Annotated in this window: 24 protein-coding genes and 2 tRNA genes; 18 read left to right on the top strand and 8 right to left on the bottom strand. The window is 62.9% G+C overall.

Annotated elements, in window-relative coordinates; all coding sequences use genetic code 11:
• Position 1 precedes the first annotated feature (1 nt).
• From fliG to HRF45_06860, 9 genes are all read left to right on the top strand, one after another.
• Positions 2–1,015 carry a flagellar motor switch protein FliG gene (gene fliG / locus HRF45_06900; GenBank protein ID MEP0766252.1) on the top strand — a complete coding sequence of 338 codons (1,014 nt, stop codon included), beginning with the start codon at positions 2–4 and terminating at the stop codon, positions 1,013–1,015.
• Entirely contained in the window at positions 1,008–1,664 is a 657-nt protein-coding gene (locus HRF45_06895) for a hypothetical protein (GenBank protein ID MEP0766251.1), read from the top strand. Before fliG ends, HRF45_06895 begins: the two co-directional genes overlap by 8 nt.
• Positions 1,661–2,989 carry a FliI/YscN family ATPase gene (locus HRF45_06890; GenBank protein MEP0766250.1) on the top strand — a complete coding sequence of 443 codons (1,329 nt, stop codon included), beginning with the start codon at positions 1,661–1,663 and terminating at the stop codon, positions 2,987–2,989. The genes HRF45_06895 and HRF45_06890 overlap by 4 nt, the downstream gene beginning before the upstream one ends.
• A complete protein-coding gene (gene fliJ / locus HRF45_06885) occupies positions 2,982–3,446 on the top strand; it encodes a flagellar export protein FliJ (GenBank protein ID MEP0766249.1) in 465 nt (154 codons plus the stop codon). The genes HRF45_06890 and fliJ overlap by 8 nt, the downstream gene beginning before the upstream one ends.
• A 66-nt stretch (positions 3,447–3,512) precedes the next feature.
• Entirely contained in the window at positions 3,513–3,956 is a 444-nt protein-coding gene (locus HRF45_06880; GenBank protein MEP0766248.1) for a lytic transglycosylase domain-containing protein, read from the top strand.
• Positions 3,957–3,962: 6 nt separating this feature from the next.
• Complete coding sequence (locus HRF45_06875; GenBank protein MEP0766247.1) at positions 3,963–4,985, top strand: CapA family protein; 1,023 nt, start codon at positions 3,963–3,965, stop codon at positions 4,983–4,985.
• A 3-nt stretch (positions 4,986–4,988) separates the two neighbouring features.
• Positions 4,989–7,052, top strand: a complete 2,064-nt coding sequence (flhA, locus tag HRF45_06870; GenBank protein MEP0766246.1) for a flagellar biosynthesis protein FlhA — start codon at positions 4,989–4,991, stop codon at positions 7,050–7,052.
• The gene (locus HRF45_06865; protein ID MEP0766245.1) at positions 7,049–8,068 is read left to right on the top strand and encodes a hypothetical protein; all 1,020 of its coding nucleotides are present in this window, start codon (positions 7,049–7,051) and stop codon (positions 8,066–8,068) included. Before flhA ends, HRF45_06865 begins: the two co-directional genes overlap by 4 nt.
• 46 nt (positions 8,069–8,114) lie before the next feature.
• Positions 8,115–8,927 (top strand): secretin and TonB N-terminal domain-containing protein, encoded by an 813-nt coding sequence (locus HRF45_06860; protein MEP0766244.1) that lies wholly within the window; start codon positions 8,115–8,117, stop codon positions 8,925–8,927.
• 141 nt (positions 8,928–9,068) lie between these two features.
• On the opposite strand, the gene hpt is transcribed toward HRF45_06860, so the two are convergent.
• The 3 genes from hpt to HRF45_06845 are packed head-to-tail and all read right to left on the bottom strand — an operon-like array spanning position 9,069 to position 11,893.
• The gene (hpt, locus tag HRF45_06855; protein ID MEP0766243.1) at positions 9,069–9,605 is read right to left on the bottom strand and encodes a hypoxanthine phosphoribosyltransferase; all 537 of its coding nucleotides are present in this window, start codon (positions 9,603–9,605) and stop codon (positions 9,069–9,071) included.
• A complete protein-coding gene (gene guaA / locus HRF45_06850; protein ID MEP0766242.1) occupies positions 9,602–11,131 on the bottom strand; it encodes a glutamine-hydrolyzing GMP synthase in 1,530 nt (509 codons plus the stop codon). The genes hpt and guaA overlap by 4 nt, the downstream gene beginning before the upstream one ends.
• Before the next feature lie 45 nt (positions 11,132–11,176).
• A complete protein-coding gene (locus tag HRF45_06845) occupies positions 11,177–11,893 on the bottom strand; it encodes an MTAP family purine nucleoside phosphorylase (GenBank protein ID MEP0766241.1) in 717 nt (238 codons plus the stop codon).
• Positions 11,894–11,940: 47 nt separating this feature from the next.
• Between HRF45_06845 and HRF45_06840 the strand changes: the two genes are divergently transcribed.
• Positions 11,941–12,375: a CBS domain-containing protein gene (locus HRF45_06840; protein MEP0766240.1), complete on the top strand. Its 435-nt coding sequence runs from the start codon at positions 11,941–11,943 to the stop codon at positions 12,373–12,375.
• On the opposite strand, the gene HRF45_06835 is transcribed toward HRF45_06840, so the two are convergent.
• Positions 12,361–15,135, bottom strand: coding sequence for an NPCBM/NEW2 domain-containing protein (locus HRF45_06835; protein MEP0766239.1), 2,775 nt, complete (start codon positions 15,133–15,135; stop codon positions 12,361–12,363). The genes HRF45_06840 and HRF45_06835 overlap by 15 nt on opposite strands.
• A gap of 2 nt (positions 15,136–15,137) precedes the next feature.
• The gene (gene recG, locus HRF45_06830; GenBank protein MEP0766238.1) at positions 15,138–17,261 is read right to left on the bottom strand and encodes an ATP-dependent DNA helicase RecG; all 2,124 of its coding nucleotides are present in this window, start codon (positions 17,259–17,261) and stop codon (positions 15,138–15,140) included.
• 251 nt (positions 17,262–17,512) lie between these two features.
• Between recG and HRF45_06825 the strand changes: the two genes are divergently transcribed.
• The 5 genes from HRF45_06825 to HRF45_06805 all read left to right on the top strand — a co-directional run bounded on the left by HRF45_06825 (position 17,513) and on the right by HRF45_06805 (position 20,403).
• Positions 17,513–18,139, top strand: coding sequence for a sigma-70 family RNA polymerase sigma factor (locus tag HRF45_06825; protein MEP0766237.1), 627 nt, complete (start codon positions 17,513–17,515; stop codon positions 18,137–18,139).
• 31 nt (positions 18,140–18,170) lie between these two features.
• Positions 18,171–18,740, top strand: a complete 570-nt coding sequence (locus tag HRF45_06820) for a hypothetical protein (GenBank protein MEP0766236.1) — start codon at positions 18,171–18,173, stop codon at positions 18,738–18,740.
• Positions 18,741–18,804: 64 nt separating this feature from the next.
• On the top strand, positions 18,805–19,353 hold the full coding sequence (locus tag HRF45_06815; GenBank protein MEP0766235.1) for a hypothetical protein: 549 nt from the start codon (positions 18,805–18,807) through the stop codon (positions 19,351–19,353).
• Complete coding sequence (locus tag HRF45_06810) at positions 19,350–19,883, top strand: hypothetical protein (protein MEP0766234.1); 534 nt, start codon at positions 19,350–19,352, stop codon at positions 19,881–19,883. The genes HRF45_06815 and HRF45_06810 overlap by 4 nt, the downstream gene beginning before the upstream one ends.
• Positions 19,873–20,403, top strand: coding sequence for a hypothetical protein (locus HRF45_06805; protein MEP0766233.1), 531 nt, complete (start codon positions 19,873–19,875; stop codon positions 20,401–20,403). Before HRF45_06810 ends, HRF45_06805 begins: the two co-directional genes overlap by 11 nt.
• A gap of 164 nt (positions 20,404–20,567) precedes the next feature.
• Here the strand turns inward: HRF45_06805 and HRF45_06800 are convergent, their stop codons facing one another.
• Positions 20,568–22,037, bottom strand: a complete 1,470-nt coding sequence (locus HRF45_06800; GenBank protein MEP0766232.1) for an asparagine synthetase B — start codon at positions 22,035–22,037, stop codon at positions 20,568–20,570.
• 405 nt (positions 22,038–22,442) lie between these two features.
• Between HRF45_06800 and HRF45_06795 the strand changes: the two genes are divergently transcribed.
• The 3 genes from HRF45_06795 to HRF45_06785 all read left to right on the top strand — a co-directional run bounded on the left by HRF45_06795 (position 22,443) and on the right by HRF45_06785 (position 23,173).
• Positions 22,443–22,518 (top strand) — tRNA-Arg (locus HRF45_06795).
• A 56-nt stretch (positions 22,519–22,574) separates the two neighbouring features.
• Positions 22,575–22,664 (top strand) — tRNA-Ser (locus tag HRF45_06790).
• 47 nt (positions 22,665–22,711) lie between these two features.
• Positions 22,712–23,173 carry a hypothetical protein gene (locus HRF45_06785; GenBank protein MEP0766231.1) on the top strand — a complete coding sequence of 154 codons (462 nt, stop codon included), beginning with the start codon at positions 22,712–22,714 and terminating at the stop codon, positions 23,171–23,173.
• 42 nt (positions 23,174–23,215) lie between these two features.
• Here the strand turns inward: HRF45_06785 and HRF45_06780 are convergent, their stop codons facing one another.
• Together HRF45_06780 and HRF45_06775 are read right to left on the bottom strand one after the other, a co-directional pair.
• Positions 23,216–24,484, bottom strand: a complete 1,269-nt coding sequence (locus HRF45_06780; GenBank protein MEP0766230.1) for a DUF1080 domain-containing protein — start codon at positions 24,482–24,484, stop codon at positions 23,216–23,218.
• A gap of 640 nt (positions 24,485–25,124) precedes the next feature.
• Positions 25,125–25,547 (bottom strand): hypothetical protein, encoded by a 423-nt coding sequence (locus tag HRF45_06775; protein ID MEP0766229.1) that lies wholly within the window; start codon positions 25,545–25,547, stop codon positions 25,125–25,127.
• Positions 25,548–25,557: the final 10 nt, after the last annotated feature.

Genomic DNA, 25,557 nt, shown 5'->3' with positions numbered 1-25,557 from the left:
CATGAGGGCGGCGCACGGCCAGCTAACCTTCCGGAAGAAGGCCGCCATTCTGCTGACGGCCCTAGGGCCGGAGCTCGCGGCCCCGGTGCTTCAGCAGTTGTCCGAGGAAGATGCCGAGACCCTGGCGATCGAGATAGCGCGCCTTGAGAAGATCGAGCCGGATGTGCGGGGCGAAGTTATCGAGGAGTTTCATCACCTTTGCCAAGTGCAGGACTTCATCCAGGAGGGCGGGATCCATTATGCGGAGCAAAATCTCTTCGCGGCCTTCGGACCTGAGAAGGCCAACGAGATCGTCGAGCGTGTGAAGCGCGCCCTTCAGGTTGTCCCGTTCGACTTCCTAAAGAACACGGACCCGGCACAGTTACTCAGCTTCATCCAGGACGAGCACCCCCAGACGATCGCTTTGGTACTGGCCTACGTGAAGCCGGCGCATGCCGCAGCGATCCTCGGGAAGCTGTCCCCGGAGATTCGTGCCGACGTCGCCGAGCGCCTCGTGATGATGGACCGTACTCCTCCCGACGTGGTGCATCGCGTGGAGAGTGTGCTTCAGCGGAAGCTCTCCAGTGTGATCAACCAGGACTTGACGAGCGCGGGCGGGCCGAAGACGCTCGTGGAGATTCTCAGTTGGGTGGACCGAGCAACGGAGCGAACTATTCTGGATGGCTTGACGGAGACTAATCCAGAGCTCGCCGAGGAAGTAAAGAACATGATGTTCGTGTTCGAGGACATCGTGTCCCTCGACGACCGGGCGGTGCAGCAGATCCTGAAGGAAGTGGACATGAAGGAGCTCGCGACAGCGCTCAAGGGTACGAGCGACGAGGTACAGCAGAAGATATTCAAGAACATGTCCGAGCGTGCGACCGGGCAGCTCAAGGAGGACATGGAGTTCATGGGCCCGACTCGCCTCAGGGTCATCGAGGAGGCTCAGCAGCGCATTGTGGCCATCATCCGAAGGCTCGAAGAGGCAGGAGAGTTGGAAATCTACCGTGGTGGCGAGGACGAGGTCGTTGTCTAAGCGCATCTACCGAGGCGATCAGGCCGAGGGGGACTGGCGAAATGCGGTCTCGGTCTCGATCCCCAAAGAGGAGCTCCGCCTGAAGTCCAATGCACGCGCGAACGCTGCGTACACCGAGGAAAGACGACGGGGCTACGAGAAGGGCTACGAAGCTGGTCACGCGGAGGGCGTGCAGCAGGGTCGGGAGCAAGCTCTCGCTGAGGTGAAAGCCGCTCATCAGGGCATGCTGAACGCCCTTGCGGAGGAGTTGCACACGGCCTCCGAGCGGCTGGAGGAGGCGGCGAAGCGATTCTGGATGCGATCCGAGAGCGAACTGAGAGAACTGGCCGTAGCAATCGCCGAGGTGCTGCTGAAGCAAGAGCTGCGGCAAAACCCAGAGTCGATCCTCAGCGTGGTCCGTGATGCGATCATGCGGGTTGCCAACTCCCGAGACGTCCGGGTGCGCGTGAGTCTCTCCGATCTCCCCACGCTGAAGGCGAGCCAGCAGGAGCTTGTGACCGCGCTTCAGGGTGTGGAGCGGGTGGAGATCACGGCCGCCGACATTCAGCCAGGTGGGTGCGTGGTCGAAAGTACGATCGGCATCGTGGACGCGAGCGTGAATAGCCAGATCGAGCAGATTCAGGAAGTGCTGCGAGGCGAGGCGGCATGAAAGTGATTGCCCCTGAGCCCAACCTCGCTGCTGATGTCGCAGCGGTTCGCGCATGCGATCCGGTGCGCGTCCACGGTCGGGTCGCGCAGGTAGTGGGCCTGGTGCTGGAATCGAACGGCCCGCAGGCGGCCCTTGGCGAGGTGTGCATCGTCACTGACCACGCATCCGGACGACACGTTCACGCGGAGGTCGTGGGCTTCAGGGAGTCGCGAGTGTTGCTTATGCCGCTCGGCCCGCTGGAGGGGATTTGTGAGGGAGCGGTGGTCGAAGCGGGGGGCCAAAGACCATCCGTGCCGGCATCCGACGCGATGCTCGGGCGGGTGCTGGATGGGCTTGGTCGCCCCATGGATGGCGGCCCCCCGCTGCCCGACGCTCGTCCCCGCCCTCTCGAGGCAATGCCACCGAACCCACTCGAGCGGCGAATCCTGGACGCACCGTTGTGCCTCGGTGTGCGAGCGATTGACGCGCTGCTGACGTGTGCGAGCGGGCAGAGGGTGGGCATCTTCTCCGGCAGTGGCGTCGGGAAGAGTACTCTGCTCGGGATGATCGCCCGCAACACCTCGGCCGAGGTGAACGTCATCGCTTTGGTCGGCGAGCGCGGGCGCGAGGTGCGCGAGTTCATCGAGAACGATCTAGGCGCCGAGGGGATGAGCAGGTCGATCTTGGTGGTCGCAACGTCCGATCAGCCGGCGCTGGTGCGGGTCAAGGCGCCGCTGGTAGCGACCGCCATCGCAGAGCACTTCCGGGACGAGGGCAAGGACGTCGTGCTGATGATGGACTCCCTGACTCGGCTTGCCATGGCGCAACGAGAGGTGGGGCTGTCGGTCGGCGAACCTCCCAGCACACGCGGCTACACGCCTTCGGTGTTTGCGATGATGCCACGCCTACTCGAGCGAGCCGGTACTGCTGCGGTAGGGAGCATCACGGGCATCTACACAGTACTCGTGGAAGGTGACGACACGAATGAGCCCATTGCCGACCACGCACGAGCCATCTTGGACGGCCACATCGTGCTGTCGCGGGCGCTTGCTCATCAGGGGCACTACCCGGCGATTGACATCAGCCAGAGCATCTCGCGCGTGATGCCCATGGTGGTGTCCGAGGAACACCTCGAGACTGCCCGCAGGTTTCGGGAGCTGCTGGCGGCGTATGCGAGTGCCGAGGACCTCATCCAGATTGGAGCGTATCAAGAAGGCTCCAATCCGCTCGTGGACAAGGCCATTCAGCGGCGTGATGCGATGAACGCGTTTCTGCGGCAAAAACGCGACGAGCGAGGCAGCCTTCCCGAGGCCCTGGCGCGGATGCAGGAGGCCATCGGTGCGTAAGTTCCGCTTCCGGTTAGAGTCCGTGCTGCGGTACCGCCGACGCATCGAGGAGATGAAGGAGTCGGCATTCGCACGTGCACATCGCAACCGTCTGATTGCCGAGGCTCAGGCAGCTGATTTGGAACGCACGAGACAGACCGTGGCCACCATGGAGCTAGGTGTGGACCTGGAAACGCGACGACGACGCGAGATCTATCTTATCCGCCTGGACGACCTGATTGCGGCGCAGCATCAACTGGTCGAAATCCTGATGCGAGACGAAGATGCTGCGCGCAAGGAGTGGCTGGCTGCCCGACGCGAGGTGAAGGCGCTGGAAGAGCTTAGAGCGAGGGCTCTTCGCCGTCACGAGGCCGAAGTGCTACGGGAGGAACAACGCGACTTGGACGAGTGGGCGATCTTGACTCGGAAGCCCTCACCGCAACCATCGCGGTTGGGAAGGGAAAGGAAGACAAGGTGATGTAGCGTGAGAGTCGAGGGGTTGGTAGCCAGGATTGAGAGCCGGATCGCTCAGATCGAGCGGCGCATGAGCGAGGTGCTAGGCAGCCCGGAGCAGCCACGCACAAAGCGGGCCGGAGGAGGCGGAGGGCTTGCACCGCTTGCGGGAGACATTGCCTCGCTAGCGCGTGAGGCTGCGAACCGTCACGGTGTAGACCCTGACCTCTTTGAACGGTTGGTGAGCGCGGAGAGTGGCGGCAATCCGCGGGCGGTCTCGCCGGCGGGAGCCATGGGGCTGGCACAGCTCATGCCGGCGACGGCGCAGGTACTCGGCGTGGAAGATCCCTTCGACCCTGTGCAAAACTTGGACGGAGGTGCGAGGTATCTCCGGAGCATGATGGACCGATTCGGCGACCCGAGACTGGCAGTTGCGGCGTACAACGCGGGTCCCGGCGCGGTCCAACGCTACGGATCTGTGCCACCCTATCCCGAGACCGTTGCCTACGTGGCTCGGGTGCTAGGAGAGGAGTGACCACTCATGTGGCTGACTTATGTTGCGGGGCAGGCAATCGCCGCCGCGCAGGGGGCGCCCGTCAGTGTAGCTACCGTGGGTGATCTGATGCTGAACGGACTCGCGCCCACACCGAACGCGTTTCAGTCGTTGCGGCTGTACCTCGCTATGCCGGACGTAACCTTCGGCAACTTGGAGACACCTCCAACGAAAGCAGGCAAGCCCACCACCGCCAAGAGCTCTCGCGACGTGGCTGCGAAGAGACAGTATGTTCTTCGCGCCGACCCGGCGTGGATCCCGCTGCTGGACGGCGCCTCTTTCGACGTCCTCTCGCTAGCGAACAACCATGCGATGGACTATGGCGCAGAGGGACTGCTCGACACGATTGCGGGGGTATCACGAGCAGGCATGAGAGTGGTAGGAGCCGGTGGCAACCTAGAAGAGGCCTCGCGCCCTGTGGTGTTAGATGCGAACGGTGTAAAGGTAGTGTTTTTGGCGTTTCTGGCCTTTCGCGGCGAGGGTGCACTGGCCGCATGTGGTCCTGCAAGTGCCACGAAAGCAGGCGTCAATGCACTACACGGCGGGGGTAACGGAATCACGGACGAGGTCCGGTCGAAGCTTCGTGCCGCGATCTCCAGGGCCAGGCGGATGGCGAACATCGTTCTGGTGTCATACCACTGGGGGCTGGAAAGGCACCGAACACCCACTAGCTATCAGGTGGCGCTGGCGAAGGCCACGATAGATGCCGGTGCGGATGGAGTGATAGGCCATCATCCACATGTCCTGCAGCCTTATGCCATCTATCGTGGCAAGCCGATCCTATACTCGCTAGGCAACTTCACCGCCTCGAATCACGCTGGCCCTCTCGGCGAAACTTTGGTCTTCGAGATGCGCTATCGGGATGGAACTCTGACATCGCTGCGCATAACACCGGCGCGGATCCGTGGGAGCTTCCCTAACAGGCTGATAGGTAAGGATGCGCAAGCGGGGCTGACGCGCATCGGGGATGCCACGCGCGACCTACGACGACGGCTCGGGGGAGGAAACTAGCCAATGGCAACCGCCGTGGTGACGGGTGTCGGCCTCAATCGGTTGTTGCGTAACACCGATGTAATCGTCGCACTCGGCATCATGGTGGTGGTGGGCATGTTGGTGCTACCGCTGCCCGAGTGGCTGTTGGACACGGGGTTCGTGATCAGCCTGGGCAGCGCAGTGATGATTGCCATCATGTCCGCATCGGTCACAGACCCACTGCAGTTCGCCTCGTTCCCCTCCCTACTGCTGATGTCCACGCTGCTGCGCCTTGCCCTGAGCATCGCGGCGACGAAGCTGATCCTGGGCTCCGCCAGCGCAGGTCGTATCATCGAGGCGTTTGGTAACTTTCTCGTCGGCGGAGACATGGTCGTGGGCCTCGTCGCCTTCGTCATCCTGGTCATCGTTCAGTTCGTGGTCATCACGAACGGTGCGGGCCGCGTGGCAGAGGTAGTCGCGAGGTTCACCCTGGACGCGATGCCCGGAAAACAGATGAGCATAGACGCCGATCTGAACGCCGGCCTGATTGACGAGAACGAGGCACGAGAGCGTCGCAAGCAGGTGAAGCAGGAAGCTGACTTCTACGGCGCGATGGACGGCGCGAGCAAGTTCGTGAAGGGCGATGCGATTGCTGCCATCCTGATCCTGATTGTAAACATCGTTGGCGGGTTTGGCGTAGGCTTTCTTCGCGGCGAGAACGATGCGATGACGATTCTGCGGACCTACACGCTGCTGACGGTGGGCGAGGGATTAGTGGCACAGATACCGGCATTGCTCGTGTCCACTGCGGCGGGATTGATGGTTACACGGAGCGGCGCAACCGATTCGCTAGGCACCGCACTCTTCTCCCAGATCCTAGCCCAACCACGATCGTTGATGGCGGCCACGGGAGCGCTGATTCTGCTCGCGCTGGTACCCGGGTTCCCCAAAGTGCCCTTCCTGGCAGTTGCTCTGGTCACCGGCATACTCGCCTATTGGGTGAGACCGCAGAAACAGAAGGTGGCACCGGCACCTCAACAGACACCAGAGAAGACCTCTACAGGCCCAGAAGCGATGCTGTCGCTTGTTAGTGTCGACCCCATCGAGCTCGAGCTGGGGTATGCCATCACGCGATTGGCAGACCCTCGCGAGCACGGGGACTTGGCCGACCGAGTCAGTGTCATTCGGCGCCAGATCGCAGCCGAGCTAGGCTTCGTGATGCCCTCGGTTCGCATTCGCGACAACATCCAACTACCCCCTAACGACTATGTGATTCGCATCCGAGGCGAGCGGGTTGCGGGGGGAACTGCATTCGCAAACCAAGTGCTTGCCATCGAGTCGGGTGACGTGACGGGCCAGGTCCCTGGGAGCCCGGCCACCGAGCCGGTGTTCGGCCTGCCCGCACGTTGGATCGAGGCAGGCCTGCGCGAGCAGGCAGAGCGAAGCGGCTACACAGTGGTAGACCCCGGTGGCATGATCGCCACTCACCTAACGGAAGTGGTGAAGACGCATGCGGGCGAACTGCTCAGCCGACAGGACGTGCAAATGCTCATCGATCACGTGCGTCGGCAGACGCCTGCGGTGGTGGAGGAGTTGATACCCGACGTGCTCTCTCTAGGTGACGTGCAGAAGGTGCTCGCTCACTTGCTGCGCGAGAGGGTGCCCATCCGTGACACGGTCACCATCCTGGAGACACTCGCCGACTACGGAGCTCGCATCAAAGATCCCGAGCAATTGGGAGAACTCGTTCGCGCGGCGCTATCACGGGTTATCACGAGGCTGTACCAGGACGAGCATAACACCATTCACGTGATCACGCTCGACCCCCAAGTGGAGCAGATGTTGAAGGAAAGTGTGCAGCAGACCACTTTCGGACAGATGCTCGCGCTAGACCCGCAGGTTGCGGAGAGCCTGCTCTCGCACCTGGAGAAGCAAGCGGAGAATGCGGCGGTGTCGGGCAACACACCCGTTCTCCTGTGCTCCAGCTCAATCCGGCTGCCGCTGCGCAAGTTGGTGGAGAGGTCCATCCCGAGCCTGGCCGTGGTTGCCTATAATGAGATCGTGCCCAGAACCGAAGTGAACCCGGTGGGGCGCGTGGCCGCATGAACGAACTCAAGGTAATCGCCGATAGTCGTCTCGAAGCCGTGTTGCGCCTGAAGAGCAAGCTGGGGCCGAACGCCGTCATCGTCAGCGAGCGCAAGGCGCCCGCCCCAGGCCTGCCCGGGCTCTTGGGCAAGAAGGTGTACGAAGTGGTCGCGCGGGCGGGCGGCGACGCCGGGCCACCCGAAGAGCCCTCGCAGCCAGGCATAGATGTGGATCAGGTTCGCAGAGAGTTGGAGGACCTCCGCGAGACGGTCAACACTCTCTTCGAGAAGGGCGCGGTGCTGATGGCACCCGCGGCCCCGCCACAAGCACACAAGGCTTGGAGGGCGCTCGGCGCAGACCCAGCTGATCTCGGCGCCTACGCGGATCGCGTTCCCACTCGTGATGTGTTGGCCGGGTTGCTTGCTGTAGCGCCGGAGGAAGTCGTGGTGAGCGGAGCCCCGCGGGTGGTCGCACTGATCGGCCCGAGCGGGGCCGGCAAGACAATGACAGCCGCCAGGCTGGCCCTACGCTTCTCCGGGCAAGGGCGCGTCGGACTGCTGGGTATGGACTACAAGAAGCCAGGCGGGATGGATCAGATCCGAGCCATTACCGCAGCTTTGGGTATGCCGTTCGAGGCGGCCAACTCGCCCGAGCAGGCGGCATCGGCTTTGGCCGCGCTGCAACCATGCGACTTGGCGATAGTAGACACCTCCGCCGTGCAGCCCGGTCACGGTCTCGTGTTCGAGGAGACTCGTCTCGCACTTTCCCAGTTGGGAGCGGAGTCGGTGCTGGTGCTAAGCGCCGCGATGAAACCGAAGGATGCCTTGCGCTTCGTAGATATGACGGTGGGCGCCAATCCCAATCGCCTCGTCTACACCCACCTCGATGTCACCGCCGATTGCTCTGCCCTGCTCGCGGTGGGCGCGCGGTGGGGCCTGCCCATCCAATACGTGTCGGACGGGCCAGGCATCGAGGACATCGAACCTGCGGATGCCGAGAAGCTGGCGGAGCGCGTTCTCTCCGGCGTAATCGCCTGAAACCCCTCACCGATCCCCACGTCTCATTGGCATGTGGAGGTGTGAGATGCCGTTTCGATTCCTGTTGGTGCTTGGCTTAGTCCTTCCCGCGGTGTTTGCTATGGCGCAGGGCGGGTCCGGCAGCGTCACATTGCAGGCACAGGAACTCGATGTGCGTGCTGCGCTGCGGGCACTGTTCACGCAAACTGGGATGAACTACACAGTGGACCCGGCCGTACAGGGCTCTGTCACCATTTCAGTAAAGGACGTTCCCTTCGATACTGCCTTACGACTGGTGCTTCAACAGGTGAAGGCTGAGTACGTCGTCGAGGGCGGCGTATATGTCATTCGGCCGCGAAGCGAGGAACCGCCTCCTGTGCTAAGTGCCGAACAGCCTGCGGAGCAGCTGTTGGAGCAGCAGCCACGTGTCGAGGTGTTCACGGTGCGGCACGCCGACCCATACGTGATCATGATGCTCCTGCGGGGCGAGCAACCGATGAGCCCGGAGTGGTGGACGCTTCACAACCTAATGGGTGGTGGCATGCCGAGCTTCGGCGGATTCGGACCCGGCATAGGAGGCTACGGTCCGGGCTTCGGTGGGCAGCAGTACGGCGGTCCCGGAGGTCTAAGGCAGAGTCAGTGGGGTCCGGGATTCGGACCCGGCGGTGTACCCGGGATGGGTCCTGGAGGCATGTCGGGTAGGGGCCCAGGGGGCCTCATGGGGCCGGGCGGTAGACCCGGGGCCGGGAATGCATCGGGCGGTCCTGGTGGTGGTCGAGGCATGGGTGCGTCCGGTTCTCAGGGTGGCATCATCGAGGAAGGCACGCTGCTAGTAGATCCCGCCACTAACCGTATCATCTACATCCCACCCCGCCGATGAAAGTGTAACACATACCGAACACACTAGCCGAGTTCCACCTTTCGGCAATGCGGCAGTTTGGGCTCACGCGTGTAACTTCTCGTTCTTTCGGTCGAGGACGTTGCCCACTGATCGGGTGACAGTCCAGGGAGAAGGGGAAGATTACTCTGACAGTGCGCCGACGAATGGGAGATTGCGGTATTGTTCGTCGTGGTCGAGGCCGTAGCCTACCACGAAGCGGTCGGGGATGGTGAAGCCACAATAGTCAATTTGGACCGGCTGGACCCGACGGGTGGGCTTGTCGAGCAGCGTGCACACTCGCAGGGACGCCGGCTCGCGCTGCGACAGCACCTCCAGCAGGTAGGACAGCGTCAGTCCGGTGTCCACGATATCCTCCACGATTAGCACGTGTCGCCCCGCAAGCCCTTTGTCCACGTCCTTTAGAAGACGCACCACACCCGAGGACTTAGTATCCGTGCCGTAACTCGATGTCGCCATGAAGTCATAGGTGACACTACCACTTATCTCGCGAAGCAGGTCGGCCAGAAACACGGCTGCACCCTTCAGCACTGCCAGTAATAACAACTCTTTGCCTTCATAGTCGCGCGATATCTCCGCTCCCAGCTCGCGCACACGTGCGCGCACCTGTTCCTGCGATATCAGCACTTCGAGTCCCGGCTTGGTCTCCAATACGCTCATTCCCATTCGATGGTCGCGGGTGGCTTGGATGTCAGGTCATACAACACCCGGTTGACCCCTTTCACCTCGTTCACGATGCGGGTGGCGATCCGCTCCAGCGCGTCCCATGGCACGCGGACGGCGGCAGCGGTCATCGCATCCTCGCTGGCGACCGCACGCACTACCACTGGATTCTCGTAGGTTCGGGTGTCACCCATCACACCCACGCTGCGCACGTCGAGCAGTGCCGCATACGACTGCCACACTTGGTCCCACACACCGCTCACACGCAGCTCCTCGCGTACGATGGCATCGGCCTGCTGCAAGGTTCTCACACGCTCTGGTGTCACCTCACCCAGAATGCGCACTGCAAGCCCAGGGCCTGGGAATGGCTGCCGCTCGACAATCGTATCTGGCAGGCCCAGTTCGCGACCCACTTCCCTAACCTCGTCCTTGAAGAGCAAGCGCACCGGCTCGATCACGCCGATGCGCATCCACTCGGGCAGACCACCCACGTTGTGGTGAGACTTGATCTTGGCCGCCATAGGGTTTCCGCTCTCGATGACGTCTGGATACAGCGTGCCCTGGATGAGCCAGTCGCACTCGCCCACCTCGCGTGCCAACCGCTCGAACACGCGGATGAACTCCGCGCCGATAATCTTGCGCTTCTGCTCGGGCTCGGTCACGCCGGCGAGCGCACCCAGAAACTGCTCGCCTGCGTTCACTCGAAGGAATCGGCAGTCGTAGTGCTCGCGGAAGACCGCTTCCACCTCATCCGCCTCGTTCAGGCGCATCAGACCGTGGTCCACGAAGATGCAGGTGAGGCGGTCGTCCAGAGCGCGAGAGGCCAGTGCGGCAACCACGCACGAATCCACTCCGCCACTCACTGCACAGACGGCTCGTCCGGCGCCGACCTTCTCTCTGATTTCTGCTACGGCTTCGTCAATCAAGCGCGCAGGCGTCCAGTTCGGCTCACAGCCGCACACGTCGAGCACGAAGCGGTGGATGACCTCCTGCCCGCCCTCGGTGTGCGAGACCTCTGGATGGAACTGCACTCCGTACAGCTTCGACTCCACGTTCTCCATCGCCGCCACCGGGCAGGTGGGCGTCTGAGCGGTCACGGCGAACCCCTGTGGGGCAGCCAGCACCTGGTCGCCGTGGCTCATCCACACGCGGCGCTTGCCCTCTGGCAGAAGGCGCGATTGGGCTGCGCTCAGTTCAGCGGCGCCGAACTCACGCTCTGAAGGACTTACTTCCCCGCCCAGCGTGTGCGCCATGAGTTGGTGGCCGTAGCAGATACCGAGGACCGGGACGCCGACACTGAAGATCCCCATGTCGGGCCGCGGCGCATTCTGGGCGTACACGCTCTCGGGGCCACCGGAGAGAATCACCCCCCGTGCGCCTCGCTCTCGGATGCCTGATGGAGCCGTGGAGAAGGGAACGATCTCGGAGAACACGCGACACTCGCGAACGCGCCGGGCGATGAGTTGGGTGTACTGACCGCCGAAATCCAGGACCGCAATGCCTGCAGGGCGGGTGTCGCTCATGGGTTGCGCCTATGATAGCCGACGCCGACGCCGGAATGCAAAGCTCTACAGGGTCGAAATGGCGGCTCGTAGGGTTGCTGCAATCACTCCCATGGACTGCTTCATTTGCTGATACACCTGCGAATGGTCCACCGGAGCTGTTCCGACTCCAGACGCGAGGTTGGTCACAGCGCAGATCAGGGCGTAGCGGATACCGGTCTCCCGCATGACGATGGCCTCGGTGCCTGCGGTCATGCCGACTACGTCGCCTCCCAGAAGGCGCATCATCCGAACCTCGGCGGGGCTCTCGAAGCGCGGACCGTTCGCGTTCACGTACACGGCTTCGCGCTTCGCCTCCGACGGGCAGGCATCCAACAACCGCGTGCGTAGGTCCTCGTCGAAGGGGTGAGTGAAGTCGGTGTGCACCACCTCGTCCTCGTGCACGGTGAGGTTGCGACCGGAGAGGTCCAGCAGGTCGTGGGGAACGGCGATTGTTTGTGCTGGCCAGTCGTCACGGAGACTGCCCACAGCAGCAGTGGCGAAGCACCTCTCGCATCCGAGCACGCGCAGTGCTTCGGCGTTGGCGCGATAGTTGATTCGGTGCGGAGGGACTCGGTGCCCGGCCCCGTGGCGAGCCAGCAGCAGGACCGGCGAGCCATCGAGATCGGCGTGCGCGAGCTTCGCATCACCGAATCGCGTGGGAACGGCGATGTCCTCGGCGTGACCCAGGCCGAGAGCCGATGCGCCCGTGCCGACGATGATAGCCGCTTTCCACTCGCTCATGATATGCCCATCGTACCTTCGCCATGGCAGGTATAACGAGGCCGAAGATGACTGAGCATCCCCCTCTTACCGTGCAGCAGGTGATGCGGGTACACGTGCCCACACTGCACCCGGGCTCGGTGCTGCGCGACGCTCTCGACAAGATCCACCTCTACCAGGTGACCGCTTTGCCCGTGGTGGACGACGACCGGAGGGTGGTCGGGATCGTGAGCCGATCGGAGGTGCTGCTTCACGCGTTGGAGGGTGCGCCGGCGTCGCTTGCGGAAGGAGCTGCGTCGCGCGCGGAGGACCCCGTCGCGGGCTGGATGTCGCCGGTGACCGTATGCGCGGAGCCTGGTGAGCCGGCATCCGCCGCGGGGCTACGCATGCTCGGTGCAGCGACGGAGACCGTGCCCGTGGTCAGCGAGGGGCGCATGGTGGGCACCCTGTGTCTGCTGGATATCCTCCAGGCGATGCTCGCCGAACCGTCACTGCGCCCATAGCTTTGCGTCCGCCCAGTTCGCGTGGTCGAAGCCGATGCCATCGCCGCCGTTCCGCACGATGAGCCGAAGGTCGTCCACGCCGTACACATCCAGGTCTACAGGCTTGGCAGCTTCACCGCCACGCATCACACCCGAATCGAACAGCGTCTTGCCGTCAGCGATCACGAGGAACTGCACCGTCCCCTTCCCTTCTGCCGCGTCGTCCACCCCGACTTGCGCCGTGAACTTAGAGTAAAGACGATATAGGCGGAAGCGCAGCTCGGACTCGGCGTGCGTGCCGATACCGCGTGCGAAGGTCTGCCCGGCGATGGATATCTGCTTACCCGTGACCGAGCGTCCTCGTTGCGGCGTTCCCCATCCCTGATGGAGCGCGCGGAATGGAAGCGTGTCGGCCCATGCATCACTGGGGCGTCTGGTGCGTGTCGTAACGGCACTGGCGAGCACGGTGAGCCGGCCGTCCAGCGGGTCGGGCACGAAGAGCCGATACTCATACGGCCTGTCCGGCTCCACGTCACGATCCACGAACTCCCGCCCCTCGACGATGCCCAGCAGCACGCCGTTGCGCACCAAGTATGCCTTGCCGGTGCCCTCCGCCCACGCAAGAGTCACGGCAAAGGCGTCCGGAGTGGCGGAGAGTCTTTCGATGGGCTGCAGCGGAGGCGGGGCCTCCCGGGGACCGAAGCGCACGAGCCACGGTATTCGTTCGCCCGTCTTGCCGCGCACGATGAGGCGGGCCATTCCTAGCGTTGCGGGAAGGTCTTCGGCGGGCCGGCCTGCAACTTCCTTGGCCAGAACGGGTCGCCCGTCGGTCCACAGGACTATCGAGATGGGATCCCCCTCTTTAGCGACTTGTACGGTCCCGGACAACGTATTGGTAGCCGCGTCCCATCGCACACCGCTGAGCGCAGAGATGTCCCCCACGACGTGGCGACCGATGCCTACCACGTCCGGTTGTTGTCGCAGCGGGCGAAGCACGAGAACGCGGCAAGATCCTGGTGGGAGGTCGAACACGATCCCGTGCCGCACAGGCCCCAGCGGGCGATCCTCCCAAAAGGAGTATGCGAGATAGGCCTCGGCTTCGAGCCCCAAATCGGCGAAGTCAACCACTACTTTGGAAGGCTCGGCTTCCCAGTTGAATGCGGCGACCACGTCGTACTGTGAGCCGTTATGGGCCACTTTCAGGTCCCAGATATGCGGCCTATTCGAATAGGGGAAAAGGTCCAGGGGGCGGACCCGATGCGCCGGCAGCACCGCTTTCACCACCTCCACGCGCTCACGCGTCAGGGCATACAGCCTCTCACTCAGCATGAGATGCTGGCCGGTGATCGCATACAGGGTGGCCCACAGACGGGCTTGGTGTAGCGTCAGCGGTTCGTCCACCAGCAGACAGTCCGGGTCACACCACCACGCCGTCCCGTGCAGGAAGTACCAGCGCATGGTGGCATCCAACGCCGGGCTGAACCCTTGCCACGCGGGCGCCACGTCGGCTCCGGTGCGGCAGCCGTCCATGTAGCCGATCCCTTGCAGCGGGGTGCCGTAGCATCCGAGTAGGAACCGCTCCTTGCCTATGGCCTTGCGAATGACTTCCAGCGACATCCGATACGGCTCGTCGGGGTGGCTACCCGGTCTGGCCAATCGCGCGGCGTGCTCGCGATACAGGTCAGCCACCACGGGCTGGCCATCTATCTTGTAGTAGAGAAAGCCTGCATCGTTGAAGCCACGGAACAAGTCCGCGAAGTAGTTCAGAACGGCCGGTTGCGAGACATCCACCAGGTACTTTCCTGCCCAGCCAGGGTCAACGTACTCTCCGCGCTCGTTGCGAACGAACCAGTCTGGATGCTGCGCTACGAAGGCTTCCGACGAGTGCGTGTGAGGGATTAGCCAGAGGCCAGGAAGAAGGCCCAGGGCTCGTATCTCCCGACACATTTCGGACATGGAGCGGGGCCACTTCTTGGGGTCGAGCGTGGCCCAGTCGCGGCCCCCACCGTTGGGGTAATCCTGAAAGCCGTCGTCGAGCTGAATCCATTTCAGTCCGTAGGGTTTCAGATGCTCGGCGGCCCAGCGCGCGTTGCGAAGCATCTCCTCTTCGGAGATGTCTAGGTAGTAGCGATACCAACTGCACCACCCCGTCTGCGGCTCCTGGAAGTGGGACCAATCCATTGCAGCGTAGTGCTCCACCCCCTGCGTGCGGCGCATCCAGTCGCGGTGCACGTCTACAACGAGACGGGTGCGTGACGGGTCCATCGTTGCTACGAGCGCATCGGTATCGGCGTGTCGCCCACCACCCACCGTTGCGCTGCCAGTCAACTCGATTGCTACGTCCGACCTCGGGCAGAAGAGGGCGTTCGTCAACGGCGTGGTAGCCGGGCCCAATGCCGTTATGACCACATCGGGGTTGCGCCCGGGTCGCAGTCGGCAGGCGAACGGAGCCCAGCGCCCCGTGATCGAAGAGGGCGCACTGAGCGACACGAAGACGCGAATGAAGTATGAGCCCTGATATCGGAGTTCATACTGCTCCGGGGTGATTCGCTTGGCCTCGAGCGTGAGATGGAGCCGGCCGTCGAGGGAGCGGAACTCTCGCTTGCCTGGCATTGGGGCGGCAGAGGCGGGGGAAAGCAACGTCCCAGCTATCGTCTCCACGCGCTCGATGGACAGCCTGGCCCCGCCACCCAGATCGAGCGGCACGCGGGCATCCGTGCCCGTTGCGGCTAGCAGGCAGCTCATCGTGAAGAGCCCCACCACGAGTAACCGCATCACCATGATCAGGACACCTCCACCAATCCCCAGCGCATGCGCGCTGCGGTCAGGTGCACCGAGGCCTCGCGCAGCTCCGGCGAGTCACCATCCGCCACCAGGCGGATGGCTTCGTCCCGGGCTTCCTCTAGGATCGCTCTGTCCGCCACCAGGTCGGCAACCTGGAAGTCGGGTAATCCCGCTTGCTTGGTTCCATAGATCTCGCCCGGGCCGCGGATACGAAGGTCCTCCTCGGCGATCCTGAAGCCGTCGTTGGTCTGCGTCATGATGCTCATGCGCTCTTCGGTGGTGTTGTCGGTGGCATCCGCGATTAGAACACAGTATGCCTGCTGCGACGAGCGGCCAACCCGTCCTCTTAGCTGATGAAGCTGCGCGAGCCCGAACCGCTGCGCATCTTCGATGACCATCACGCCTGCATTCGGTACATCCACTCCCACCTCGATGACCGAGGTCGCGACGAGGATGTCCAACTCCTTGTCGCGGAAGCTGGTCATCACCTTGTCCTTCTCCTCGCCTCGCATCTGCCCGTGCAGAAGGCCGACGCGCAGATCCGGGAAGACAGTAGTGGACAGCCGCTCGTACAACTCCTTCGCGGCACGCACTTGCAAGCGCTCGGACTCGGTGATCAGAGGGCACACGATGAACGCCTGCCGCCCCTGCTCTACGAGTTGACGCACGCCTTCATACACAGCGCTCCGCTCTGCCACCCGTTTCCAGTGCGTCTTCACAGGGCGACGGCCGGGAGGCAGCTGGTCGATCACCGACACGGCAAGGTCGCCATACAGCGTCATGGTCAGCGTCCGTGGAATGGGGGTCGCAGTCATGACGAGCACGTCGGCGGCGATGCCCTTTTGTATTAGTGCGGCGCGCTGCATCACGCCGAAACGGTGTTGCTCGTCTATGATCACTAGGCCGAGTTTGCGGAACTCGACGCTTTCCTGGATCAGAGCATGAGTACCCACCCCGAGGTGCGCTTCACCTTTGACAAGCCGCTGGCGCGCCGCCTCCTTCTTCTTGGGAGTCAGTCTTCCCACCAGGAGCTCGACATTCACTCCCGCTGGCGCCAACAGGTCCCGCAGGAGCCTTCCGTGCTGCTCGGCCAGGATCTCTGTCGGCGCCATAAGAGCGCACTGGTAGCCACACCGGGCTGCCGCGATGATGGCACACGCTGCGACCGCTGTCTTGCCGGAGCCGACGTCGCCCTGCAGGAGGCGATTCATCGGACGGGGCCGCCGCATGTCTGCGCAGATCTCCTCGATAACCCGCTTTTGTGCGGCAGTGAGTTCGAAGGGCATGTAGCCCCTCACCTGGTTCACGAAGTCGGGCGGTATGTCGAAGGCGATGCCTGTCCTCTGGGCGGCTTCGGCACGGCGTAGTGCGAGGACGAGCTGCAGGAAGAAGAACTCCTCGAAAGCGAGACGCCGCCTGGCCCGCTGGAAGTGCTCCTCGCTATCAGGAAAGTGGGCTTGCCGGATGGCCCACGCTATCGGAGCGAGCGAGCGCCGCTTTCTCACCGACGCGGGCAGGACCTCGGGCAGTACGCCCGCGTGATGGGTAACGGCGTTGTGCATGATGGTGCGCAGGCGTTTCTGAGCAAGCCCTTCGGTCAGGCCGTAGATCGGCACGAGCCGCCCCGCCCCTAGTTGGTCTCCTTCGGCGTCCACCTCCTCCCACTCCGGTGAGTTGAACTCGAGGCCCCATCTCCCCTCTTGCGGTATGCCATAGACGATGATCTCGCCCTTGATTCTTGCGAGTCGGTCGCGAAGGTACGGCTGGTTGAAGAAGGTGAGACCGATGTAACCGCTTCCGTCGTCCAAATAAGCCTTCGTCAGCGTCATCCCAGACCGCACGCGCTGGTTCTCGGCCCCCTCCACGCGGCCCTTGACAGTGACCGGTGTACCCGGCTGAACGTCAATGATGCGCGTGAAATGCGAACGGTCCTCGTGACGCTTCGGGAGGTTGTACAGCAGGTCGCGCAGGGTGCGGATACCCAGCTTGTTCAGTTTCTCGGCAACGGTCGGCCCGACGCCCTTCACGTACATGACGTCGGAATCCGGGGTGTAGACGGAGCGTGAGGTTTGGCGAGTCTCCATGGTACGATCGGCACGGTGCCGTTTCGTGAATTCCAGCAATCGGGTCTGCCTCCTGCGAGACCGAGCAAGTGCAGCGGCATTATTCGGCCGAAATCAGGTTACAATGGAATACGTGAACGGCCTTCCGGTGAGTCATCTAGTCCGCAATGAATAGCCTGCAACTCGCGCTCGCGCCGTTTGGCGTCTTGCTCAAATTCATAGCGATAGGCCCCGCCGGGGCACTACGCAGCAACTTATCGCCCACCACTGGAAGTTCGGCGGCAGGAAGAGGGTCGGAGAGTTCTTTCCCCGTGGTCACCCGGACTAACCCTAATCCTCCGCACCGTGTCTTCAACCGCCCGCGCGACTGGACAGATAGCGAGTTGGTAGCCCGCCTTCGATTGGGAGATTCGGATGCAGGCGGCGAGATGGTACGGAGATTCGGGTTCCTGGTCCGCTACCTGTGCTCGGGGCGGTCCGCGGGCATAATGGACTCGGACGACCTGGAGCAGGAGGCATGGGTACGCCTCACGGCCAATGGCTGGGAGGCGGTGTGCGCTTGGGAGGGACGTTGTCCGTTATCCGCATACCTCTCCGTCGTCACCACCCGTGTGCTCCGTCTCATCAGAGAGCAAGAACGAAAGCACATAGAGAGGGCGGAGCCTCTGGATGCGGCCGAGAATGTCGCGGTTCCCACGGGGTTGTCTTCGGAGGACCGCGCGGCAGTGCGACTGTGCATGCGCAAGCTGCCGGAGTGCCAACGCCTTGCGATCAGCCTCCGCTTCTTCGACGCTTTGAGCCACAGCGACATCGCGGGACTGTTGGGTATCTCGGTGGGTACCAGCAGGAAACGGGTGTTCGACGGCCTGCGTAGACTCGAGCGCCTCCTGGGCGATTCCTATCCGCATCTTCTGGCCACATACGGTGTGAGCAGTTGATCACCGAATACGCAGAGAGGACCGGCTGATCATGCGTCTGTTTCGCCGCAAGAAGGACGTGCTCGACGACCTGGAGCGTCTCGTTGCGGGCGAGATGTCGCGTGAGGAAGCCGCTCGAATGGCGTTGCTCCTAACGCGTTCCGAGGAAGCCCAAGCCGCGGTTGCGCGGCTGAAGGTCGACGTGGATCTGATTCGCGCGGCGGGACAGGAGGTTGCCGCCACCGAGCACATGAGCAGCAATGAGATGGCAGAGTACATCGCAGGCGAGGGCACAGCGGTCGAACGCGGGCGACGCGAGGCGCACCTGGCCGATTGCCCCGAGTGCCGCGCCACGTTCGTTCGTGCTACCGCCGCGTACTCGGTCTACGAGGCGGAGGTCAGCACCCACGTCGGTTTTGGATGGAACTTGCGACGGTGGCTCAGGCCGGTGCTGCTCGCCTTGGTGCCCGGCGCGTGCCTGGGGCTCTACGTTCTGGGCTACTTCTTAAAGCCGTACGACCCGGCGTGGGTGCACGGCATCACCAACAACCCTTGGGTCCAGATCATCGGTGCGGGTTCCGGCATCTACGCGATCATTGTGCTGTCGAGGAACCGGTATTGAGCACAATGGTTGCCGCTTGCACTCTGACGCTGGGAGGCGACGCCGATCGTGGGAGGGAAAGGCGTTGAGGTACGCGGTTTTCGGCGTCACTACCATACTGACTGCGATGCTGGTGGTTTTCGCCTGGATAGCCGTCTTCTCCCGGCACCCTTGGGCTGCCCTCCCGAAGACCAGCACCAGACTGCTCAAGTCGATCCCAGCCGACACTCGCGCGTTGGCGGAACACTCCTTTGTAGGCTTCCTCCAATCCGGCAAGCTGGAACACTGGGTGCGAGTAAGCTGTGCTACGGGGGAGCGCAGCGTGCGTACTGCCGACGAGACACTAACGTCTCCGCAGCCGGTTCGCTTGGAGGTGACTCTGGCGGACGGGTCCGGCTCACCAACCTTCGCCGGATGGGTGGACCCGAGGACGGGATATCTGCATCTGTACATCGAGCAGGCGTCGTCGCAGTTCTCGAAGTTCCGCAGAGTCGAAGGTCGAGTCGCCGGCCCCGCTTTGGTTAACGGAGTTCCCACTTTGTACCTCGAAGCGAGTCCCATTTCGATATCAGAAGCCGCCGATGACGAGACGAACCGCTGGGTGGGACACCTCGTGGTCCAGGAGTCGCTGTGAACCGCAAGATACAAGGGTTCTTGGTGTTTAGTGCGGCAACTGCTGTAGTAGCTGTAGCCGTCGGCCTCGGGCTGCGATCGCTGATCATGCACCGGATGCTGGGAGACATTCCTTCGGCGTCTGCAGAGGGAGTTTCGGCCTTGCACTTCTTGGCATCCGCTGCGCCGCGGTGGGTTTACAGCGGGACACTTGGCGGAGTAAGCGGCCCATCCGACTGGATGTCTGTGAGCTTCCCCGAAGCCGGCACACCTCGCGTTGCTATCACCGTCCTACTGAGCCGAGGTGAGGGAGCCGTCAACCTGCTCGGGCTGGTGGATGGCGGAACGGGCAGGTTTCAGGCCGGAATGGCAGCTACTAGCGTTGGCTTTCCGCTGTTCGAGAAGCTATCGGGAGTGGTGAAGGGACCCGCCATTGTTGATGGGGTGCCAGCAGTGTGGATCGAGGCGGAGAGCAAGCCCCGTCCGGGTGCACGAGACAGTCAGCCGAGAAGGTGGTCCGGAGTGCTCTTCGCCGAGGGGTTTGGTCATTAGGTTGCTCGTTCCCTTCCTGATCGCTTCAGTTTTGGTCGCCGTGCTAGTCACGATCTCCATGCTTTGGTTCGTGCAATCGGTGGGTACTCGAGATCTGCCGGAGATGACGGCTGCGGGCCTAGCGAGGGCGGACTTCTCGTTGACCGCCTTTCGCGAGTACTCCTACGAGGGCGAGTTCGAATGGTCTGGTGGCCATGACACGGTCTTGCTAGTGCCGGCAGGACATGGCCTTCGATTGCAGATTCGGCTTGCCCCTTCCGGAAAACCGAGTTCGCTGTTCGGGTCGCTGGCCACTGGTACCGGTGCGTTCGGCGCAGGACCACACTACGACAGCGAATCGCACAGCGGCACATATCGTGTTGATGGGCGGATCCGGGGCCCGGCACTCGTGGACAGGATACCCACGGTCCATCTGGAAGCGACCGTCCGGACAGTGTTCCCGCGGGCAGCAAGTAACGAGGGGCCTATCATCCGTCGGTGGTCTGGTCTGTTGCGCGCGACCGGCCGGACGCGGCTCTGATCCCGCCATGTCTCCACCGCGAGCGGTGTAGACATCCGATACCGCCGTCGTGCTGGCACCAATAGCCTTCACCGCAAGCGGCAGAAGCATCAATGGGGGGGATGAGAGCGCGCCGCCGTGAGTGCCGGCACGGCGGCGCGATGCGTGAGGTTATACGGGAAGGATCAAGTCTCGATCGTGCGTCCCACCAGCTTCGCCATCTCGGGCACGAAGCTGCGACGCCAAATCCTGTAGTACAACACCTCTTCTTTGTTTCGGAGCGGGTCCGCCCACGGGATCATCCGTTCTTCGTCGAACTCTCGGTCGCTGATCTCCTTCTCGGCATAGCCCTTCAGCACTGCTGCCACTCCAGCCGCAGCGTCCATCGGCGCTCTCGGCTGGCGCAGAATGCGGTTGGGTAGTACGTCACCGTAAGCATGTCGCAGGATCCATTTGGTCTCGCCGTTCGCCCCTGCCTTCATCCAGTCCGGGATGGAGAACGCGAGTGCGACCACCCGTCGGTCCAGGAAAGGCACTCGCGTCTCCAGCCCATGCGCCGCAGTCATCCTGTCCATCCTCTGGAGCACGGTATTGTGGAGCCCGGAAGTAAGGCGCCACATCACCACGCTGCGCTCCGAGGGAGGCAACTCCCTCAGGCGCTCATAGCCCCCGAAGATCTCGTCAGCGCCGTCACCACTCAGAACGGAGGAGACATGCTTACAGGCCTCTTCGGCCAGGAAGTGGTTGCAGACGGCCGACCGAACGGTCTGCGCGTCGAATGACTCGAGCAGGTAGATGACCCTAGGCAGTACCTCGATCACCTCGTCAGAACGAATCGTCCGATGCCGGTGATCGGTATCCAGTTCCTCGGCGGCTTCGGTGGCGGCCCGCGAGACGTGGCTGCCTCTCATGCCGACCGAGAAGGTGTCCACCTTGCCGTGGGCTTGTCGCATTACCCACGCCAAGATGCAGCTATCGAGACCGCCCGAGAGGAACACACCGACAGGCTGGTCCGAGAAGTCACGTTTGCCGACAGCCGTCTCGACCTCCAACCGTATGCGAAGCGCGGCCTGGCCGATAGACATGTCGCGCCCCTGTGGGACGGGCAATTGATAGAACCTGCCGGTGCCGAGCTTCGAGTGGAAGTAACAGCCGGGCGGGAACTCTCGGAAGTCGGTGCACATCTTGCCGAACGCTTTGAGTTCTGACGCGAAGATGCGCCCCTCATCGCGAGTAGCGTAGTATAAAGGCTTCACGCCGATGGGGTCCCTTGCGACAAAGAAGTGCTCGCCGTCGGCCATGACGAAGGCGAACTGCCCGTCCAGCTCGTTCACGCAGTCCACACCCTTTACCTCGAAGAGGCGGATGAGGGTCTCGGTGTCACTGTCCGTCTCCCACGGGCTGCCTAGTTTTCGCCGGAGTTGCTCGCCGTTGAACAATCTCCCGGTGAAAGCAACCATTCGCTTGCCATCAGCACTGACGATAGGAGCCGCGGTTCGACGACGGTCCAGGACCGAGCTGATGCGCTGGCCGATAATCATGCGAGCCTGTTGGAGCACGCTGGAACCGTCCGGCCCTCGATGCCGGATTCGCGACAGCATCTTGGATACTGACTTCGCATCCCCGACCGAGATTGTGCAGACGATACCGCTCACGACCAACCGTCCTTTGCGCCGACCCTTTGTCGAGTCGAGAGAACGAAGCTGAGACGATCTAACGGAGCTTCGGGACCGTAGTCGGCTCGAGGCTCTCCTGCTTCGTCTGCGAGGTTAGCTGTCGGGTTCGGGCCAGAAGTACCCTTCCCGGCTATGCCGGGATACACCCCATCAATGGGTCCCCCGCTTCCCGCCATGCGGGAACTCGACGTGAGCCCGGAGGCGAACCGTAGTTCGCGTCCAGGCCAAGTATACCCCTGCGGTATCGGGTAGGAAAGCCTCGGATACAGGAATCGGTCTCGGGACCGGGACTAAGGGGTAATCCTCGCATTTGTGCGGTGGGAGCTCTGCTCGGCGGCTGCTCAGACGGGGCGATCGAGGCGAATTGGGTATCATCTCGGTTGCGCCTCCGTAGCTCAGTGGATAGAGCGCTTCCGTCCTAAGGAAGGCGTCGGGGGTTCGATTCCCTCCGGGGGCGCCAGTGCGTCGCTCCTCGGCGGCGCTTTCCCTTTGGGACTTGCGACGTTGGACAGTCGCGGAGAGGTCGCATAGTGGTCTAGTGCGCCGCACTCGAAATGCGGTGAGGTCTTTCGGCCTCCGTGGGTTCGAATCCCACCCTCTCCGCCATAGGATTACCGACGTCACGGGCGTTGCTAACGTAGAGTGCTCTGGGAATGCATGAGTACGTATTCCGACTTGCTCCGCTGGACCTGGCGACATACTTTTGGGTAGCCGTCTGCGCACTCGGTGCTGCGTGGCCCTTTGCAATCTGGCGCCTGCTGCCGCTGGCGCGGCGTGCGATACAGGCTCGACAGCTTGGTGTGGCGATCGCAGCGTGGGCCCTCAGTGTGTGCCCGCTTCTTCTGACGCCGACGGTCCAGACGAGGCTGCACGAGCAGTCGCTGACGATTCGGGTCGGGGCTACGGAGGTAGTGGAGAGCTCATTGCTCGGCACACATGCGATCTCTCTGGGCGGTCAGCTCGATGTGACGCGGAACGAGGATAACATCGTGCTCTCGGACGGACGCGACCGCATCACCCTGCCCGCAGGCCGCCGCTGGCGTTTGCAGTACCCGTTCATGAACACCGAGGAGTTAGTGGCGGAAATCCTCGCTCGCGCGGCAGACAGAACGTGATATAGCCGTCACGGCCAGGCAATCTCCGGCTGGACGCCGGTGCTACGGGAGGACCCGCACGCGGACGTTGCGGAACTGGACCGGGTAGCCGTGGTCCTGGAACGCGAAGTGGCCCTTCTTCGCCCGGTTCCACATCTTGACGCTCTCTTCCAGCGGGTGGTTCACCGCAGCGTCATCCAGATTCACGTTCATCACCCGCAGGCCGTTCTGAGTGACGGTGAGCTGACGGCCCACGCACCTGATGAACACCTCGTTCCATTCCCACGCGGGCTTGCTCGGGTTCATGGTGGGGGCTATGGCATCGTAGAGGGAAGCGGTGCCGTGCTTGCTCGGTGGTTGGCCGTGGTCATCCAGAATCTGGATTTCGTGGCCGGTGAAGGCCGGATTGCCCTCGAGAGTTGCACGAAACGATGCGCCGCTGTTGCCGCCTTTGCTGATTCGGTACTCGAAACGAAACTCGAAGTCCTCGAACTCCTCCTTGCTCATCAGCCAGCCGCCGCTGCCGCCTTTACAGTCGATCACCCCGTCCTTCGCCTGCCACTGGTCACCCGGGACGATCCAGTTCGAGAGGTCCTTCCCGTTGAACAGGTCTCGGAATCCCCACTCGACCTTGTCCAGGGCACCCGGTGAAGGCGTGCGACCTGCCACCCAGTACAGCCCGTTCACGACCAGTTTTTGAAAAGACTCGTTGGTCCATGCCGGCATCCCGTGACCCAGGTTCGTGTAGAACACGCGGCCCTTCCCTTGCTGCTGGATCCACGCCGCGGGCTCGTTGTCCTCGGCGCGGTATGCCAGGGGCTGGATGAAGGACTTCTTGTGAATGTCGTTGACGTACGTCTCGTCGGTAATGGTGAAGTCCCCGAGGCCTGCGACGATCTCGGGCACAGGACCGCCACGCTTGATGTTCACCTTGTACGTCCCGGCACCGTGGCTGACGAAGCGCCCCCCAAGCAGTTGCCAGAACTTGTCGCTGTTCTTGAAGGAGTCGGATGCGCTGTGGATGCCCGCAAGGCCCTTGCCGTTGTCCACGAAGTTCCAGAGACCCGTCTCCTCCTCTTTGGTAAGGTCGCCGCCCGTCGTGTACAAGAGGACGACGTCGTAGGGCGAGAGTTTCGCGAGGAGGCTCTTGTCGGAAGAGAGCGTCACCTCGAAGTCACCCGTTGCGTTCAGCGCCCTGAGCAGCACGGGCGGCAAGGTCTCGTGTTCGTGGATGGTCCAGCCGCTGAGGAACAGCACCTTGATCTTTGCGGTCGGCCCCCCTGAAGAAGCGACGGTACCGAGAATAGCCAAGGTTCCGATCAGTGCAAACATGCTCTCCACCTCCTCGAAGTAGGTTCGTCAGCACCTGCTCCGAAGTTCCCCTCGACCGCCTGCGATCCCTTCCGGTGCCTATGATCTGCTACCTGGCGGTGCTTGTTTGGTCGGACCATGTCGTGCCTGGGATACCCCTCCCGGAGCCGGGTGGCCTCGCCGCAGCTGCGTTCGGCGTGCTCATGGTGGCCCTGCGCCGCCGGAGATGTCGAGCCCCGTGATCCCGGCGTCCCGCCGGACCGTCCACGTTTTGTCGCGACCTCGTAGTTCCGGCGCCCTCGACGGCCGAGAACAACTGCCGGGGCTGCAAACCAACGTTCGTCCCGCCGGGCGATGGGCCGGGCTCTTGGAGCTGCAGCATACGGTGAGGTGGTGCTGCAGCGGGCCGTCGCCGGCCAGGGCATGTAACACGGTGAGGCCAAGCCCGGTGGCAGTCGCAGCAAGCCCCCCGTCAGTCTCACGCGGAGCCCGCAGAGATCCGCAGAGAGATTCCCGCGCTGCAGCGCCCGACTAGAGGTGTGGACGATGTGTCCCAACACGCCTGCCGCGAGGTCTCCAGTCTGCGCAGACGCACGGGGAGCCGGGGCTCACAAACAACGAAGGGCGGCATGGTGCCGCCCCAAACTTCAGACAGATCTCCTCAGGCGGCGCTCTTCGATGCAGCCGAAGAGGGTTTGGGCCGGGCAACCACGGAAGCAATCGCCTCCTTGGGCAACTCGGACTGCCGCCGATGGTTCTCCATCGCACGCCCGATGGCACGCGCGATGCGAGCTTGGAAATGCGAGTACTGGCTGGCCCAACGATCCGGCTCGCACTCCTCCTTGCCGAGCCAATCGCGGCCTCGCGCGGCGTAGCTAGCAACCTCGTCCATCAGCATTGCAAGCCGCGCCTCGCGATCGAGTTTCAGGACCACCACCGCTTGGTCTCCAAAGACCGCTCCTTTTCCGTTCTTAGGAATCGGTGCAACGAAATAACCTCGGCTGCTGCAATAGTATAGGGCGCGATCCCCTTGCGGGTCTATGTGCGCCAGCTGGTCCTGCAGCCATCGTTCGTAGGCCATCATCTCCTCCACA

The organism is Fimbriimonadia bacterium (genome assembly GCA_039961735.1).
GTDB lineage: Bacteria > Armatimonadota > Fimbriimonadia > Fimbriimonadales > JABRVX01 > JABRVX01.
Note: the sequence above shows the minus strand (reverse complement) of the source record. Positions and strands in the feature narration are given on the sequence as shown.

Excerpts from the sequence above, each read along its gene's own strand:
- fliG (MEP0766252.1), top strand. The coding sequence starts at position 2 with ATGAGGGCGGCGCACGGCCAGCTAACCTTCCGGAAGAAGGCCGCCATT.
- HRF45_06890 (MEP0766250.1), top strand. The coding sequence starts at position 1,661 with ATGAAAGTGATTGCCCCTGAGCCCAACCTCGCTGCTGATGTCGCAGCG.
- HRF45_06880 (MEP0766248.1), top strand. The coding sequence starts at position 3,513 with ATGAGCGAGGTGCTAGGCAGCCCGGAGCAGCCACGCACAAAGCGGGCC.
- HRF45_06875 (MEP0766247.1), top strand. The coding sequence starts at position 3,963 with ATGTGGCTGACTTATGTTGCGGGGCAGGCAATCGCCGCCGCGCAGGGG.
- flhA (MEP0766246.1), top strand. The coding sequence starts at position 4,989 with ATGGCAACCGCCGTGGTGACGGGTGTCGGCCTCAATCGGTTGTTGCGT.
- HRF45_06865 (MEP0766245.1), top strand. The coding sequence starts at position 7,049 with ATGAACGAACTCAAGGTAATCGCCGATAGTCGTCTCGAAGCCGTGTTG.
- HRF45_06860 (MEP0766244.1), top strand. The coding sequence starts at position 8,115 with ATGCCGTTTCGATTCCTGTTGGTGCTTGGCTTAGTCCTTCCCGCGGTG.
- hpt (MEP0766243.1), bottom strand. The coding sequence starts at position 9,605 with ATGAGCGTATTGGAGACCAAGCCGGGACTCGAAGTGCTGATATCGCAG.
- guaA (MEP0766242.1), bottom strand. The coding sequence starts at position 11,131 with ATGAGCGACACCCGCCCTGCAGGCATTGCGGTCCTGGATTTCGGCGGT.
- HRF45_06845 (MEP0766241.1), bottom strand. The coding sequence starts at position 11,893 with ATGAGCGAGTGGAAAGCGGCTATCATCGTCGGCACGGGCGCATCGGCT.
- HRF45_06840 (MEP0766240.1), top strand. The coding sequence starts at position 11,941 with ATGACTGAGCATCCCCCTCTTACCGTGCAGCAGGTGATGCGGGTACAC.
- HRF45_06835 (MEP0766239.1), bottom strand. The coding sequence starts at position 15,135 with ATGGTGATGCGGTTACTCGTGGTGGGGCTCTTCACGATGAGCTGCCTG.
- HRF45_06820 (MEP0766236.1), top strand. The coding sequence starts at position 18,171 with ATGCGTCTGTTTCGCCGCAAGAAGGACGTGCTCGACGACCTGGAGCGT.
- HRF45_06785 (MEP0766231.1), top strand. The coding sequence starts at position 22,712 with ATGCATGAGTACGTATTCCGACTTGCTCCGCTGGACCTGGCGACATAC.
- HRF45_06780 (MEP0766230.1), bottom strand. The coding sequence starts at position 24,484 with ATGTTTGCACTGATCGGAACCTTGGCTATTCTCGGTACCGTCGCTTCT.
- HRF45_06775 (MEP0766229.1), bottom strand. The coding sequence starts at position 25,547 with ATGATGGCCTACGAACGATGGCTGCAGGACCAGCTGGCGCACATAGAC.